At 71.0% G+C, this 15,732-nt stretch carries 11 protein-coding genes, 2 tRNA genes and 1 pseudogene; 4 read left to right on the top strand and 10 right to left on the bottom strand.

All coding sequences use genetic code 11. The features are described 5' to 3' along the window. Positions 1-360 precede the first annotated feature (360 nt). From GVV75_RS04085 to GVV75_RS04075, 3 genes are all read right to left on the bottom strand, one after another. A tRNA-Ala gene (locus GVV75_RS04085) sits at positions 361-433 on the bottom strand. 88 nt (positions 434-521) lie between these two features. Further along, positions 522-1,859, bottom strand: a complete 1,338-nt coding sequence (locus GVV75_RS04080; protein ID WP_159717336.1) for a hypothetical protein — start codon at positions 1,857-1,859, stop codon at positions 522-524. A gap of 211 nt (positions 1,860-2,070) precedes the next feature. Next, positions 2,071-3,282, bottom strand: a complete 1,212-nt coding sequence (locus tag GVV75_RS04075) for a molybdopterin molybdotransferase MoeA (protein ID WP_159813594.1) — start codon at positions 3,280-3,282, stop codon at positions 2,071-2,073. A 155-nt stretch (positions 3,283-3,437) separates the two neighbouring features. Between GVV75_RS04075 and GVV75_RS04070 the strand changes: the two genes are divergently transcribed. The 3 genes from GVV75_RS04070 to mscL all read left to right on the top strand — a co-directional run bounded on the left by GVV75_RS04070 (position 3,438) and on the right by mscL (position 5,481). Beyond that, positions 3,438-4,088 carry a 5-formyltetrahydrofolate cyclo-ligase gene (locus GVV75_RS04070; protein ID WP_159522580.1) on the top strand — a complete coding sequence of 217 codons (651 nt, stop codon included), beginning with the start codon at positions 3,438-3,440 and terminating at the stop codon, positions 4,086-4,088. Between the two features lie 124 nt (positions 4,089-4,212). Continuing rightward, positions 4,213-4,926, top strand: a complete 714-nt coding sequence (locus GVV75_RS04065; protein WP_159522578.1) for an SAF domain-containing protein — start codon at positions 4,213-4,215, stop codon at positions 4,924-4,926. Positions 4,927-5,088: 162 nt separating this feature from the next. Beyond that, positions 5,089-5,481 (top strand): large conductance mechanosensitive channel protein MscL, encoded by a 393-nt coding sequence (gene mscL / locus GVV75_RS04060; protein ID WP_159624013.1) that lies wholly within the window; start codon positions 5,089-5,091, stop codon positions 5,479-5,481. Positions 5,482-5,665: 184 nt separating this feature from the next. On the opposite strand, the gene GVV75_RS04055 is transcribed toward mscL, so the two are convergent. Both GVV75_RS04055 and GVV75_RS04050 read right to left on the bottom strand, forming a co-directional pair. Beyond that, the gene (locus GVV75_RS04055; RefSeq protein ID WP_159522574.1) at positions 5,666-5,896 is read right to left on the bottom strand and encodes a transcriptional regulator; all 231 of its coding nucleotides are present in this window, start codon (positions 5,894-5,896) and stop codon (positions 5,666-5,668) included. After that, the gene (locus GVV75_RS04050; RefSeq protein WP_159813592.1) at positions 5,893-10,287 is read right to left on the bottom strand and encodes a DNA helicase; all 4,395 of its coding nucleotides are present in this window, start codon (positions 10,285-10,287) and stop codon (positions 5,893-5,895) included. Before GVV75_RS04050 ends, GVV75_RS04055 begins: the two co-directional genes overlap by 4 nt. A gap of 589 nt (positions 10,288-10,876) precedes the next feature. Here GVV75_RS04050 and GVV75_RS04045 point away from each other — a divergent pair. Beyond that, positions 10,877-11,731 (top strand): MT-A70 family methyltransferase, encoded by an 855-nt coding sequence (locus GVV75_RS04045; RefSeq protein WP_159813590.1) that lies wholly within the window; start codon positions 10,877-10,879, stop codon positions 11,729-11,731. 138 nt (positions 11,732-11,869) lie between these two features. Here GVV75_RS04045 and GVV75_RS10260 read toward each other — a convergent pair. The 5 genes and pseudogenes from GVV75_RS10260 to GVV75_RS04020 all read right to left on the bottom strand — a co-directional run. Beyond that, positions 11,870-12,160: pseudogene (locus GVV75_RS10260) on the bottom strand (BglII/BstYI family type II restriction endonuclease); the annotation flags it as partial. Positions 12,161-12,418: 258 nt separating this feature from the next. Further along, positions 12,419-12,494, bottom strand: a tRNA-Arg gene (locus tag GVV75_RS04035). Positions 12,495-12,554: 60 nt separating this feature from the next. Further along, positions 12,555-13,493, bottom strand: a complete 939-nt coding sequence (locus tag GVV75_RS04030; RefSeq protein ID WP_159522566.1) for a universal stress protein — start codon at positions 13,491-13,493, stop codon at positions 12,555-12,557. A gap of 186 nt (positions 13,494-13,679) precedes the next feature. Then, entirely contained in the window at positions 13,680-14,480 is an 801-nt protein-coding gene (locus GVV75_RS04025) for a C40 family peptidase (protein WP_159813588.1), read from the bottom strand. Positions 14,481-14,945: 465 nt separating this feature from the next. Beyond that, the gene (locus GVV75_RS04020) at positions 14,946-15,731 is read right to left on the bottom strand and encodes a C40 family peptidase (protein ID WP_159813586.1); all 786 of its coding nucleotides are present in this window, start codon (positions 15,729-15,731) and stop codon (positions 14,946-14,948) included. Between the last annotated feature and the right edge of the window lies 1 nt (position 15,732).

Here is a 15,732-nt window from a genome sequence, read left to right as displayed (position 1 = left end):
CACGCCCCAAGCCCACCAAAAACAAAGCAAACCAAGAACGCGCCCACTCCATACAAGCCCAGAAAAAAAGACCAGGCCCAACCCACACCACCACCAAAAACAGCAGCAGCACAGGCCAAACAAAAAAACAAGACATAAACAAGCATGACACGCTATCGAGTTCTCAAACAACACACCCAGGAGAGCGATCCAAAGAGCCTTTCGCTCCTCGCGTCGCTCTCAAGGCGACTCGACCAACTTAACCAGATGATCGCGGTGATTGTCAATCTCAGGCTCTGTGATCCCGATCTCGACCCCGGATCGTTCGTGAACGATCTGGGCGATAGGAGACCCGAGCCTGACAGCCCGGGTCTCTACCGGTGGAGCTAGGGGGATTCGAACCCCCGACCTTCTCATTGCGAACGAGACGCGCTACCAACTGCGCCATAGCCCCAGGTGCCGGACGATACTAGCACCAGCACTCCGGTGCGCCGCAAGCTGACGCGCCGTGAGCCGCGCCACCGAGCGGTTTCAGCGGGCCATCACGCTCCAGCGGCGCGGCGCCGCTCCAGGACCTCATCGAGGTTGATGGGCTTGAAGGCCTGTTCCTCGTCGAGGACCGGTGCCGGCACATAGGCGCGCGCGTTGCGCGGCCGCACCGGGGATGGCACCGACTCTGCCTCCGGCAGGTCCAGGTCCGGCACCGCACGGCGGCGGGCCCGCGCGGCGAGCGTGTACGTCGGTGCGGGCACCGCCACAGGGCGCCAGCCCTGGGGAGGGGTCGACGTCGCGTCGCGGCGGACCGGCGGGGTAGCCACCGATCGTGGTGCCGCTGACTCGGGGCTAGCCGCGCCCTCCTGTCGGCGCCGCTCCGCCGAGGGAGCGCCGTCGGACTCGATGCGCCCGCTCGCGGCAGCGGTCGCGACGCGGCCACGATCGATCGTGGCCTTTTCACCGGACTCAGCCTCGTCGCGGTCAGCGCGATCGACGTCGGCCGCCTCCAGCGGGCGAGGCTCCATCATCCATTCCATGGGCTTCGCCGTATCAGCCGCGGCCGGCGCTGTTGCAGCGGACGGGGCCAAGGACGTCAACGAGGCCTCGACGACGCCGCTCGCCGGCTCCTCCGTCTCACCGGGAGCGACCGGCTCAGCACCGCTCGCGGCGCTGAGCGCGGCGGCGGTCGAGGCGCCGGCGGGCCCAGCGGCCTCCTCTTCCACGAAAGCGGCCCGTCCCAACTCACTCGACCCGAGGATGGCCCCGGCGGCGGGCGCGGCCACGGGCCTGGGCGCGGCGGGCTCGATCCTGGTCTTGGGGCGGGCGCCGGTGAGGGTGTCGAGTTCGCGCTGCAATGCGGCGATGCGGCGCCGCTCAGCGCGGTCAGCGGCGCGGGAGGCCTCAGCCGCTTTATGCCCGGCGACCATCGACCCCATTAGCAGCGCCGTCGGCAGTAGCGCGGGCCACCACGGCATGACGGTCATGAATCCCACCAGCCACAGCCCGAGGCTCACCCCGAGCAGGCCGGCGGCCACGCGCGCGCGGTTGGCGGCGGCGTCCTGGCGGCGCGCGCGAGCGGCATCGCGCGCACGTCGGGCCTGCACGAGCTCACGCTCGACGCGCAGCGCGCGGACGTTCCTCACAGCTGGCCTGTTCATCGCCCTCACCTCCGGGAGCTGTCGGAAGATCCTCGCGTGCCCGCCCTGCTCGCAAGCCTCGTCGGAGGCCGCGGCCGCGTCGCCGGTCGCCAGGATCCGCAATTCGGCGGAATAGCGATCCTCGGAGCGGGACAGGCTCATCACCTCGCGGCGCCCGACCAGAAAGGGCAGGAGATACGCGGTGAGAACGACGACAAGGGCGAGGAGCGCCCAGACTTCAATTCCCACAGCGCCACGGTACGGGCCACCGAGCCCCGGTCAGGAGAGATTGTCGGCGTGTTGTCACCCGGAATGACACCAATCCAGCCACGGCAGTCCCGCTATTCCCAACAGTCACTCAAAGCGCATGGGCCACTCCCCGAGCGCGCGCCGGGGCTCTCGGGCATCCGGGCTATCTCGCCCTCACGGAGACCGTCGCCCCAATCTCAGCGGACGGGCATCAGGCATCGAGGAGGAGGCAGTGGAGTGTGTCCCCGACCGAGACGCCGCGGGCCTCCTCTGGGACGACGGCGATGGCGTTGGCCCGCGCCAGGCCCATGAGGCGGGTGGTGCCGGGCTCCGCCGTCGGCTCGGCGCGGTAGCCGCTGGAGGGCGAGCCGGTCAGGCGCACGGGAACGAACTCCCTCCTACCGGCGGGCGAGGCCCACCCCCGCGTCATCTCGGCTGGCAGGCTTGAGCGGTGAAGCCCCTGCCAGCCGGCGATCTCTCGCAGCACGGGCCGCACGAAGGTCTCGAAAGCGATCTGAGCGCTCACGGGATCGCCAGGGAGGCAGAAGATCGGCGTGCCCTCCACGGTGCCGACGCCGAGCTGGCGCCCGGGGCTCATGGCGACGGCGTCGAAGCGCACCGAGCCCAGCGGCGCGAGGGCCTCCTTGACGGTGTCCCCCTGCCCCACGGACAGGCCCCCGGTGGTGATGAGGACGTCGGCGCGCACGAGCTGATCCTCAAGGGTCTCGGTCAGGGCGCCGAGCTCGTCGGGGACGGCAGCGACCCGGAAGGCCCGCCCGCCGGCATCGGTGACGGCGGTGGCCAGGGCGTGCCCGTTGGCGTCGTAGACGCTGCCGTCCCGGCCCGGCGATCCGGGCTCGACAAGCTCGTCGCCGATCGACACGATCACGACGCGCGGCGCGGGATGCACCTTGACGCGCAGCCGCCCCACCCCGGCCAGGAGCGCGATCTGCCGGGCGGACACGCGCGAGCCCTGCGGCAGGACCGTCGTCCCGGCGGCGACATCCTCAGCGCGCCGCCTCACGTTCTCCCCCTCGACGACGACGGAGCGGACCTCCACCCGCTGGGCGCCGCGGTCGGTGTCGATCCAGGGGACGACGGCATCAGCGCCAACGGGCAGGGGGGCGCCGGAGTCAATGAGCATGGCGGTGCCGGGGACGAGCTGGGCGCTGCTGGTGTCGCCGGCGCGCACGGCGTCGATGACGTCGAGACGGGCGGGCTCGCTCGCCGTCGCTCCCCGGATGTCGGCGGCGCGCACCGCGTAGCCGTCAAGGCCAGCCAGGTCCGCGCCGGGAAGGTCGAACTCCGCGACGACGTCCTCAGCCAGGACGCAGCCGACGGCGTCGAGAAGGACGACGTCGAGCGGCGGCGCCGGCTGCGCGATCTCGAGGCACGATGCGAGGTGCTCGGCGACGGTTCTCATGGGTTCCTCCCTGCCCGCAGGGCCCGGGACCTCGGGGCGGCACCGGGGTGAGGCCTGCGGCTCCAGGCAGTCAGGCTACCCGCAGGGGCCCATCTCCCCACCCCAGGGGCGGCTCGGCGCGCCCGGAGCGAAAGAGAACCTGAGAGAATCGGGGGGTGAGTTCTCAGGCGCGCCCATCCCCTGCTCCCGCTGGACTGGAGACCAGTCATGACAAGGGCCGCTGGCGCCAGATCCTGCGCCAGCGGCGCCGCAGAGAACACCCCCACCCCAATGCGGGCCACTGCCCTGCCTGCGAGAGCCTCATGGAGCACGCCCTCCAGGCCGTCGAGGGCATGAGAACCATCGCCGCCTACGTCTCGGTGGGCAACGAGCCCTGTACCCGGCTCCTGCTGGAGCACCTGGAGGCCGAGGGCCGCGAGGTCCTCCTGCCCGTCCTGGGCCCGCAGCTCTCCCGCGGCTGGGGGCGCTTCACGGGCATCGCTGATCTGGCCGAGCGCGCGCCGGGGCGCCCTCCCGAACCAGGCGGCGCGCCCCTCCCGGCGGAGGCGGTCTCCGACGTCGACGCCCTGATCATCCCCGCGCTCGCCATCGACCGCGCCGGCAACCGCCTCGGTCAGGGCGGCGGCTGGTACGACCGCGCCCTGCCGCTGAGGCGCGAGGGGGCGCTCGTGCTCGCCGTGGTCTACGACGATGAGCTCACCCCGCACCAACTCCCCACCGAGCCGCATGACCAGCGGGTGGACGCCGTCATCACGCCCGAGCAATGGTTCCTCCTGGAGCGCTCCGTCTTCGCCTCCGGGTCCTAACGGGGCGGCGGGGAGGCGGCTCGCGCAACCACCCCGGGAACCACAGGCGCGCGTGCGCACACCCGCGGCCGCGCCCTGTGGACGAGGGGAGCCGTCTTCCGGATGGAGGGCCCACCCTGGGGTCATGAGCCCCCACCCGCGCCTGAAGCGCTCCCCCGCCATTCGCCCATCGTTGCGCCTGTGGAGGGCGCGCCACCTCGTCATCGCCGCCTGCGTGGGCGCGGCCGTACTGCTCGCGCTCTCCGTGCTGCGCCCCTCACCGCAGGAGGACGGCAGCGCGCTGGTCGTCGCCCGGACGATCGGCGCCGGGGAGCGGATCGAGGCCCGTGACGTGGAGCGGCGCCCGATCCCAGGGGCGGCGCTGCCCGCCCGGGGGAGGGCGGATGAGAGCATCATCGGGAGCAGGGCGGCGGTCCGCTTGGAGGAGGGCACCGTCCTGACGGAATCGATGACGAGCTCGGCGCGCGCCCGGGGGATCGCCGACGACGAGCGGATCGTCCAGGTTCCTGTCGCGGTGGGAGGATCACTGGCGGAGCCGGGCGCGATCGTCGACATCATCGGCGAGAGCCCAGTCACAGCCGCGAGCGCGCCCGCGAGCCCCGCTACGCCCCGCGATCAGGCGGTTAATTCCGCGCCATCGCCGGTTTCGACGGGCGAGGGGACCAGGATCCTCTGCTCCGGCGCACGGGTCGTCGCTACCACAACAGAAGGTGACACTTCTAGGTTACTTTCAGGGAATAAGATCACAGTAGTAGAACTTGCCGTCCCAGCGGACACCGTTACCCTAGTCGTCGGTGCGGCAACGCAGGGCGCCCTCGGCCTCGCGCTGAGCCCCTGACGACCTCATCACAGTCGGGATGATCATTGATCCGATCATTGATCCGCCGGCGCGTTCAGCCGGCGCCGACTGCCCGATGCAGCCAACCGGCTGTCGATCATCGTCCCGGCCTCGCGCCTGTCGCCCCTGCGGGGCGCGCACTCACCGAAAGGTTCTCCCCTCATGATCAAGGGATTCAAGGAGTTCATCGCTCAGGGCAACGCCCTGGAGCTCGCCGTCGCCGTCATCATCGGTGGCGCTTTCAAGCCCATCGTTGACTCGATCACCAAGGTGATCCTGGACATCGTTGGTCAGATCGTCGGCTCCCCGAACTTCGACTCCGTCCTTCAGTTCAAGATCGACAGCGGTTCGGGCACCTACATCCAGCCCGGTACGATCCTGACCGCGCTCATCAACTTCATCCTGGTCGCCGCCGCCGTCTACTTCTGCATCGTCGTCCCGATGAACAAGATGAGGACCCTGCAGAAGAAGCAGGAGGAGGAGAAGCCCGCCGCGCCGACCGACGTCGAGCTGCTGGGCGAGATCCGCGACCTGCTCGCCGCCCGCAACCACTGAGAGCGAGCGCGCCCGGCAGCGCCGGAAGCCGCGCCCCAGTGACCCTCTGAGCCCCGCCGACCCAAGTGGTCGGCGGGGCTCAGTGCTATCCGCTCCGCTTCGCCCCCGCCGCGACCGGTCTCGCTCATGTTTTCGACCGGTCTCGCTCGTAATTTCGACCGGTCTCGGTGAAGGGGGGGCGGGGTCAGGACCAGTGGGGCGGAACCTCGGCGCGCAGGCGCGCGTCGTTGGCGCTGCCGCCGCCGGGCGCGTCCTCCCGGCGGGCACGGGCCTCGGTGAGGGCATCGATTCCACGGCGCCGCGCGTTCTCCTCGTCCTCCTCAGTCATCTCGCCACGCGCCACCCGCGCGGCGTCCTGAGGGGACAGCAGGACCACTCGGCGCCTGCGGGGCCCACCCGCCGCGGAAGCGCTCATCGGCCCCGCCGCACGGCGTTGCCGAGGACAGCGTCCACACCGGTCCCCCGGCGGGTCAGGGCGAGGGCGGCGCGAAGCTCGGCGAGTTCCTCCTCCTCGCTGCGCGCCATCCCATCGGAGCGGATCCAGGCGACGAGGTCATCGAGCTCGTCGTCGGAATAAGCCTGGAGGGGCAGCCCTTGCGCGATCGGCGGGCGAGCCCCGCGCGCATCCGCCCGGGCAGCGCCCGCGGACGCGCCCGGGGCAGTGGCACTGGCGGGCGCGGCCTCCCCGGGAGCGGGCGCGGGCCGGTCGCCTGCGGGCTCCGCCTCGCGGGCCCCGGCGGCTCCCGGGGAGGAGGCGCCTTCACCGGCGGCGTCGTCGATGCGCTCAGGGAGCTCGGGGCCCTCCGGGCGGGCCTGGGCGGCGGAGCGCTCATCGAGGAGCTCATCGATCATGATCTCGATGGCGCGGGCCTCGGCCTCCGGGTCAACGAAGACGCCGGCTGAGAAGGAGCGGTGGACCCGCCAGCCGCGGTGCTCAAGGCGCTCCACCCAGTGGCGGTCGCGGCGCCGCAGGCTCGGCTCGGCCACGTAGTCGTCGTCATCGGTCAGGACGGCGACGAACAGCTCCTCGGGGTAGTCGGGGTGGCCGATGGCCAGGGGGATGCGGGGGCCGCCGTCGGCTCCCCACTGGGGGACCACCACGAGTCCCTTGCGCCACAGGTGCCAGGCGAGATCCACCAGGAGGCGATCGGGCTCGGCGTTCTCCGTCGGGCCCACGGGGGTCCCTCCCCCGGCGGCGCGGGCGAGGACCTCGCGCAGCAGTTTGGCGCCGGGCGCCCGCAGCCGATCGGGATCGAGGTCCTCGGCCCCGATGGAGGAGATGACGGTCGTAGCGCCCCGGGAGGCGCACAGGGCCTCGACGAGAGCGACCATGCCGCCCTGCTCACCGAGCTCGCCGAAGGCGTGAATGGTGCGCCCGTGCGGGGTCTTCGCGAAGCCGACGGAGAGGATGACGCGGTCGCGGCGCAGGGAGCGGGCCTCGCGCAGGTCGATGACCGTGAAGGGCTCCTTCACGCCGACGGAGAAGAAGTCGTCCAGGGCGGGGGACTCGGCGGCCGCCACGGCCACCGCTCGACGGATCTCGTCGGCGTGGCGGGTGTTGAGGGCGATGACGCCCAGGCTCTCGTCGGGGCGGGTCAGCGCGTGCTCGATGACGACGTCGACCACCTGGTCCACCTCGTCCGGCACGGTCTCCACAGCGCTCTTACCGGGCGCGGGCATGCCGCGACCATCGACGCGGATAAGGGACAGGGTGGACTCGCCCGGCGGCCCGGGGATCACCTCGACGATGCCCTCATAGCCGTTAGAGGCGAGGAAGGAGGCGATCCCGGCGTCGAGCTGGTTGCGGCCGGTGGGCAGGGTCACCGAGGGCAGGAGCGGCCCGAGCTCGGCGGCGAGCCCCTTCTCCGCGCGGCGCGGGTCCCCGATGACGAGGACCTGCTCGGCGCGCACGAGGGCCGGCAGGGCCTGGGCGACCGGCATGCTCGCAGAGGCGTCGAGGATCGCCAGATCCACGACGGCGCTGGGGGCGAGCACCTGCGGCACAAGGGTCGGTGGGACGATCCAGACAGGGCGGGCCAGCCAGGCCACCGGGTGGGCATCGAGGATGTCGCGCAGGGGGACGCCGTTGTCCTTGGACAGGGCGATGTACAGGGAGCGGGCCTGCTGCTTGTCGGCCTCGACAGCGGAGCGCACGCGGCGGGCGCAGGCCTGCGCGACGGGACCGGACAGGGAGGCGGACTGGGCGGCGTCAAGCCGGCGCAGGCTCTCGGAGAGCTCGTTGAGGGCCTTGGCGTCCAGCCCGCCCATATCCGGATCCTCCCGCAGGGCCTGGGCGAGCACGGAGGACCACCAGCAGTAGGTGAGCTCGTCATCGAGCTCGTCATCGGGCACCTGGCGGGCGCGCAGATCCGCGACGAGCGGGCCCATGCCCAACTCGTCGATGGCGATGGTGGTCTGGTTGCGCTCAGGTTGGGCCTGCGCGGTCTCCGGGTCATCGGCGAGAGCCCGCACACGGGTGGTCAGCTCCGCGAGGGGCGTGTCCACGAGCGCCGGGGAGCCGTCGTGGCGGTCGAGGAGGGACTGGAGCTCGGTGAGCGCGTTCATGGCGCGCTCGCAGGTGCGGCGCATCTCGTCCAAGCCCTGCGGGAGGGTGGGCCAGCCGCCGTCGGGATCGTGGTGGCGCCACTCCTCGCGACGCCGCTGCACCTTGACGAGCTCGGCGTGCAGGTCCTCGACGACGCGGCCGGGGCGCACGAGGTCCTTGGCCTGCCGGGTGAAGCGACGGCGCGCGGAACCGCTCATGACGATGCTGCGCTCCTCGCGCCACCGCTTGGTGGCCGTGGCGATGACGAGGTCGGCGGCGGAGCGCTCGAAGACCTCGGGGAGGAAGACATCGAGGGAGTCGCGCACGCCGTCGAGCATGTCGAGCTGCTCGGACCACATGGCCGGCGTCGTGGCGCGCCGCAGCCCGGTGTAGGAGGAGACCTCGCGGCTGTGGGTCTCGATGGCGGGCAGTATGTCGTCGGCGAGGCGGCCCAGGCGCCCCAGGGCGTCGGTGACCTCGTCGAGGTCGGTCAGCGCCAGACCGCTCCAGGGCGAGGGCGCCTGGACCGGGTCGAGCATCCCGAGGGAGTGGGCGCGGTGGAGGATGCGAGAGGCGCGCTCGCGCCCGGCGTCGTCGAGGCGCTCAAGCCGTCCGGGGACGATCCTCGCGGTGGTGCGGGCCTTCGAGCGCGACGAGGTGAGTTCAGCGAGTGTCTGAAGCGCCTCGTAAGCGGAGACGTTCCAGGGCGCGCGCCGCGTGTGCAGAGCCGTCACGTAGCGGGACAAGCGCTTGCGCACGGCGGTGAGGCGCTGGCGGACCCGCAGGATCTCGGGGACGTCGATCTGGGGCGGCTGGGAGCCGAGCCCGGATTGGACGGCCTCGGCGGCGTGACGGCGCCAGCTGGCGTCCTCCGTGAGATCGACGACGAGGTCCCCCAGGCCGAGGTCCTCCAGGGCCTGGGCGACGGCGTGGCCATCCCCGCTCGTGGCCGGGATGTGGATGGCGGTGCGCCCGGTGGCGGCGGCGTCGGCGAGGACGGCGGCCAGCGTGGCGGCCACATCCGATCCGGGGGGCGCGTCGAGGAGGAGGGAGGCGCCCAGGCTGACGGATTCGACGACGTCGAGCTGACCGGGGTCGAGATCGCCCGCGCCGCGCTCGGCGTCGGGGGCGCGGTCCTCGCGCCGGAGGGCGGGCAGATCGACGGCGAGGGCCCGCTGGGCGGGCTCAACGCCGGCCAGCGCGGCCACGATCGCGGAGAGGCGCGCGCGGTCGACGACGGCGTCGAAGTCCTCGACGAGCGCCTGGCCCGGGTGAACGAAGGCGCCGACGACGAGCCGCTCGCGCAGTTCGAAACCGGGCAGGTAGTCGCGGCAGGCGGCGGCGATGCGGGTGAGGGCGGCGCGCGGGGTGAACCCCTCCGCGGTCAGGGCGGCGCGGGCCAGGGCCTGGATGTCGGCCGTCGATCCATAGCGGCGCAGGGCGCGCGTGAGAACGGGGTTGACCTCGATGGAGGGGTCGACGGCGATGGTCGCGTCCGCGGAGGCGCTGGCCAGGCGGACCGGCCGCATGAGCACGGGGGCGTTGACGGTGCGGACGGTTCCCGGGGGCCCTGCCGGCCGCGAGGAGAGCGCGCTCTCCAGGGCCGAGGCGAGGACGGGGTCGGAGATCTCATGCCCGGCGGGCGCCTCAGCCTCATGGTCGGCATCGGAGTCGCCGGGCCCGCCTGGGCCGCCGTTCTGGGCGCCCCCTGCGCCGCCGGCCGCCGCGGCGCCGGTGCGCCGGGAGTCCTCCCGGATGGTCTCAGTCCAGGTCGCGATCCCGATGGCGAGGTACACGGGGGCGACGCCGAACTGCCTGGCGAGGATGTCGGTGCGCCCGGCGACCTTGCGCACGGACTTGCGGGCGGCGGCCAGGGCGGTGGGCTCGCGGATGAGGCTGGACAGGGGGGTGGGGCGCCCGGCGTAGAGCTGAGCGAGCCCCGAGGGATGCGCGGTAGTGAGGTCGACGGCGCCGTCGAGCAGGGAGACGTCGTCGAGACTGGCCACTCCCCCGAGCCCGACGAGCTCCTCTCGCCATCCCGCGAGCGCGGCGTCCACGCGGGCCCGGCTGGCGTCGTCGAGGTCCGTGGGGGACGCGGGGGCCTCCGGCGCCGTCGGCGCGGGCTGGGGGCTGATGGCACCGGTGACGCGCGGCTCGCGCCCGTTCCCGTTGGCTCGCCCCTCGGCGGTGCCCACGCGATCGCCTGCTGCGTGGCCCGCGCTGTGCCGAGCGCGGCCGAAGGAGAAGAGTGAAGGCGCCATGCTCTGACAATATCCGCGCGCGGCGCGCTCCTGCCCGAGGCGCCCCGGGGTGGCGCCGCGTCAGCACGCGAGCGGGCGCCCGGCGACGACGACCGCGGCGGGATCGCGGGCGCGCCCCTCGGGTCATGGACCCGCTCCCGGAACGCGCCGGCCTGCCCGCGGCGCGTTGGCGAGCCCTGCCGCCAGGGGCGGACCACGGGCCGTGGCAGATGCGGGCAGAACAGCGGATCGGGGCCGCGAAGGCTTCCACGGCCCCGGACCCCGATCCGTGTGATAGGCCGTGCAGAGCGCCGTCTGGAGGCCTTGGAGGGACGCATGACATGGACGGCCGTAGGGCGGGGCGAAGACTCTCATCGCGATGGCCACGCTCGGCGGGGTCGCTGGATTTACGCCGGTCGTGTGGAGGCTCGCAGTACGGCTGCGTGATGAGTTCGGCTCGTGGTAAGAGAAAAAGGAGGTGAGGGCAGCGACAAGACCCTGGTCACCGTCACGGCGACCAGCATTCCTTCAGTCTGGACACTGTGTGACGGTAGGCCCGGAAAATATCTATCGCCACTAAAGTAGATCTTTGTCTAATACACTTGGACTCATGCATGAGCCACCGTACACACACGAGGAGATCGCCCCTCTCCCCACCGTTGAGGGCGGGTTTCAGACCATCTTGGCCGATCCTCCATGGCGTTTCGCCAACCGCACGGGCAAGGTTGCGCCAGAGCATCGTCGTCTCGGACGCTACGGCACTATGTCGCTGGACGAGATCAAGGCTCTACCAGTAGGCGATGTCACCGCCAAGTCCGCCCATCTGTACCTGTGGGTGCCCAACGCTCTCCTACCCGAGGGTATCGACGTGCTCCAGGCATGGGGTTTCCGCTACGTCTCGAATATCATCTGGGCAAAGCGCCGTAAGGACGGCGGCCCCGACGGCCGTGGAGTTGGATTCTACTTCCGCAACGTCACCGAGCCGATCCTGTTCGGTGTTAAAGGATCGATGAGGACTCTCGCACCCGGGCGCTCGACGGTGAACATGATCGAGACCCGCAAGCGCGAGCACAGCCGCAAGCCCGACGAACAGTATGGTCTCATCGAGTCCTGCTCTCCAGGACCCTACCTGGAGATGTTCGCACGATATGCACGTCCCGGTTGGTCCATGTGGGGCAATGAATCCGACGATGAGATCGAGCCTCAAGGCAAGGCACAGAGAGGCTACGGCGGGGGCGAGATCGCTCGATTGCCGATGCTGGAGCCGAATGAGCGCATGAGTGACTGGCTTTCTGAGCGCGTGAGCCAGATCATGGCGGACGAGTATTCTCGCGGCACCTCCGTCCAGCAACTTGCCAAGCAGTCTGGGTACTCGATTCAACGAGTGCGCACGCTCCTGGCAAAAAGTGGGGTGCCCCTCAGAAGGAGGGGTCACCCAAAGAAGCCGGAGAAACTGTCCGCGTAGGCGAATTCTTAAGATTCGTCGTTGTCGTCGTTGCAAGCATCTTCTTTGCTTCAGACTCAGACATGCCATAATCCTAATATCGCGATCCAGATTGCCGTCCTTAGCGTTCCATTCCAGATCGAGGGCCACTCGCCCCTTGAAGTTGTCAACCTTGTAGCCCTTGTTGGACACGGGACTTGAGGTCACCGTTGACTTCGTCTCACCAGCGGGCTTGTACGGCATGATCCGGAGTTTGAGTTCAATGTCAGTGTCGACGCGAGCCTCACGCCATCCCAGGCTACGGAATCCTTCATTGAAACGGCGCGCGAGAGTTGATTCCTGCCCACCCGCCAGAAGGAGATCTTTCGAAAGAATCTCAAAATCGTTGAGCGCCTTGACGAGCTCATCGAAGAGGTTGGGGTTCGTAGCTCGGACGATGAAGACGCCCACGTTTGGGGCTTCAACGACGGTGCAGCCGTGACAAGAGTCTTACTCCCACTTCTCCCAGTCGAAGTACCTCATAGCCTCCTCGGGCCAGCCGTAGAACATCCCGCAGTCGTCGGCCCCAGGCGGCTGAGCCACACGGCGGGCTGGACCTTCGCGGCCGCGTCGTGGCTCGTCAGATTCAGAACTACGAACGTGGATCGGGGTCCCGATCGCTTCCGCGCCCCGAGACCCCGATCCGTTTTCCCTGGTGAACCAGGGTTTTGGTGCCCCCGAGACGATTCGAACGTCCGACACCCGCTTTAGGAGAGCGGTGCTCTATCCCCTGAGCTACGAGGGCTGGGCGCGATAAGCCTACCAGCGTGCCGCGCCGATCGGGGACCGACGTGCCCCTGCTCGCTCAGGCGCGCTCCCAGGGCACGTTGGAGCGAGTGACCGCCGAGTCGTCGTCCTTGGCGCGGGCGGGCACCACCATGATCGGACAGGCGGCGTGCGAGAGCACCGCCTGGCTCGTGGAGCCCAGGAGGAGTCCCGTGAAGCCGCCGCGACCGCGCGAGCCGACGACGACGAGGTCGACGGCCGTGGAGAACTCGGCGAGGAGCTCAGCGGCGTTGCCGTCCAGCGCGTGGCGGCGGACCGTCACCCCGGGGTGCCCCTCGAGGGCCTCGGCGACGGCGTGGTCGAGGCCCGCTCGCACGTCGGCGAGGACCTGCTGGCGGTCCACGGCGGCCGGCAGCCATGCGAGGGCGCCAGTGCCAGTGCTCATGGGCACGGCGGCCACGGCGGTGAGCTCGGCGCCCCAGGCCTCGGCCTCGCGCACGGCCCGTCGCGCGGCCTTGCGGGCGGAGCCAGAACCGTCCACGCCGACGACGATCCGCTTGACCGGCGTGAAGGCCGCGCCGGTGGTGTGGCGGGGGACGATGACGGTAGGGCACTTGGCATGCGCGGGGAGGGCGGAGGAGACGGTGCCGAGCAGGCGGTCGGCAAAGCCCCCGCCGCCACGGGTGCCGACGACGGCCAGGGCGGCATCGGAGGAGAGGTCCACAAGCACTCCGGCGGGGTCGCCCGTCTCAAGCGAACTGCTCACCGCGACGCCGGCCTGCTGGGCGCGGGCCACGGCCTCGTCGACGACGGCCTGGGCGCCGGCGCGTATCGCGGTGTCGTCCAAGGCCGCGTAGCCGCCGTCGAGCGAGGCGGCGGTGAAGGACGGAAGCGAGTAGGCGCACAGGATGTGGACCCTCCACCCCTCGCGCGCCGCGCGGGCGACCGCCCAGTCGACAGCGCCGAGAGACTCGGGCGATCCGTCGACGCCAACGAGGACGACTTTGTCTTCAGCCATGGTTCCCTGCCTTTTCCATCGGAGGCCCCGGCCCTCCGGGGTCCGGCGAACCAGGTGCCCCCAAGCATACCTGTGGCGCAGCGCACGGCGGTGAGGTTCAGTGGACGTTGCCCCGGCACGCGCTTCGAGGGGGCGGCCGCCGTGGCGGTCGCCCCCTCGAAGCGGTGGCTGAGGTCCGAGCCGGTGTCAGCCGATCCGGATGAACGAGGTCGGGCTGCCCCAGATCTCGCGGTACACGACGCCGGTGGACTCGTTGCCGGCGTCGATCATCATGCCGTTGCCGGCGTAGATGCCGACGTGGTAGCCGTAGTAGACGATGTCGCCGGGGCGGGCCTCGGCCATGGAGACGGCCCTGCCCGCGGCGGCCTGAGCGCCGGAGGTGCGGGGCAGGCTGATTCCGGCCTGGGCGTAGACGTACTGGACGAAGCCGGAGCAGTCGAAGCCCGAGGGCGAGGAGCCGCCGTAGACGTAGGCGGCGCCCACGTACTGCATGGCGATGGAGACAATGCTCGAGCCGGAGGCGGCGGGGGCGGCGGCGGGCCGCGCCTGGGCGGCCTGAGCGATGGTCCGCTGGGCCGAGGAGCCGCCCTGGGCCGCGCCCTGCTCCGACTGAGCGGCCGGTGCCTGCTCAGGGGCCGTCTCCTCGACGACGGGCTTGGGAGCCGCGGCGACGGCCTCGGCCGCCTCTGAGCCGTGGCTGAAGGCATCAGCCTGGACATCGGCGCCCACGACGATCGCGGCGTTGGTCGTCGCGGCTGCGTGGGCGTCCAGGCCGAGGTAGTTGAGGCCGGAGGCGTCAAGGGAACCCGCGGAGGCCTGGGCGGGCTCCGCGACCGAGGCGGTGGCGGCACCGGAGGCGACCATGGTCAGGGCCAGGCCGGACGAGGCGGCCAGCGCGAGACCGCGGCGAGTGGCGGGCACGACCTCGGCGAGGGGAGTCGTGGGGCGCGTCGCGGCGCGGTGACGAGCCGGGGAATGGGTGGTCATGTTTCTCTCCTATGGCCGCCGAGGTGAACTGTCTGGTTCGGGCTGGAGACGCCCTCGCCGCGTCAAGCGGGACTCGCCCCGAGGGCCGCGTTCAGGGCCGCGACCCATGAAACGGTTCCCCCGTCCCCATCGCTGGTTGTTCGCCAGCCCGGGCCGGACGATGGGACTGGGCCCCGGCTCGGGCGCCGCGAGGGGGAGGCCCCGCGACACCTGAGAGGCTACCGGAGCGCCGACGGGCAAGTCACGGAAAGGTAAACGACACGATCGTGACCTGCCACACAATACCACCCCTCTTTCCCCGTCGTTCCAACGGGTTCCGACCAGTTCAGAGCCCCATTCAGGCACTCTCGAATGAGCGGCTTCACGATGAGAGCAACACCACATAAAACATCTCGGCCCCGCTCCCACGGGGGGAGCGGGGCCGAGAGCGGAGTCAGAGCCGATGCGGCCCGACCGCCGGTTCGCTCAGAGGCGGAGGTACGTGGCGCCACCGCGGACGGCCAGGTACTGCACGCCGACGCTCTCGGACTCGGCGGAGACCATCATGCCGTTGCCGGCATAGATCGCGACGTGGCCGGGCCACCAGAGGACGTCACCGGGCTGGGCCTCGGCGGCGGAGATGACGGTGCCGACCGAGCGGATGCCGCCGGAGGAGTGCGGGACGCTGATGCCCGCGACGTTGGCGTACACGTAGGAGACGAGGCCCGAGCAGTCAAAGGCGCTGGGGCCGCCCGCGCCGTAGACGTAGGCCTTACCGACCTGCGCCATCGCGAGACCCACGATGGAGTTTCGGGCGACAGGGGCGGCGGCCGGGGCGGCCGCGGCCTGGGTGGTGCGGGCCTCAGCGGTCGCGGCCTGGGTCGCCTCAGCGGTGGAGGCCTCAGCGGTCGCAGCCTGGGTCGCCTCAGCGGTGGGGGCGGGAGCCGGGGCCTCGGCGGCGACGGCCTCGGCGGTGTGGTTGAAGCCGTCCACCTGGGCGTCACTGGCGACCTTGACGGCCGCGTTGGCGATGACGGCCTCGTGCGCCGGGGCGGCGAGAGCGGCGGTGCCGACATTCTCTCCGAGGGAGCCGGCGGACTCGCTGAGCTGGGTCGTGTCACTCGCGGCATTGGCGCCGGAGGCGATCATGGTGAGAGCCAGACCGGAGGACGCGACGACGGCGATGCCGCGACGCGCGGCCGGACCGGTGCTCGACAACGGGGTGATCGGTCGAGTGGCTTTGCGGTGGCGTGCCTTGACGCTGGAAGTCACT

The organism is Actinomyces sp. zg328 (assembly GCF_009829635.1).
Taxonomy (GTDB): Bacteria; Actinomycetota; Actinomycetes; order Actinomycetales; family Actinomycetaceae; genus Actinomyces; species Actinomyces marmotae.
The sequence above is the reverse complement of the archived record's forward strand: the minus strand, read 5'-3'. Positions and strand labels throughout refer to the sequence as shown.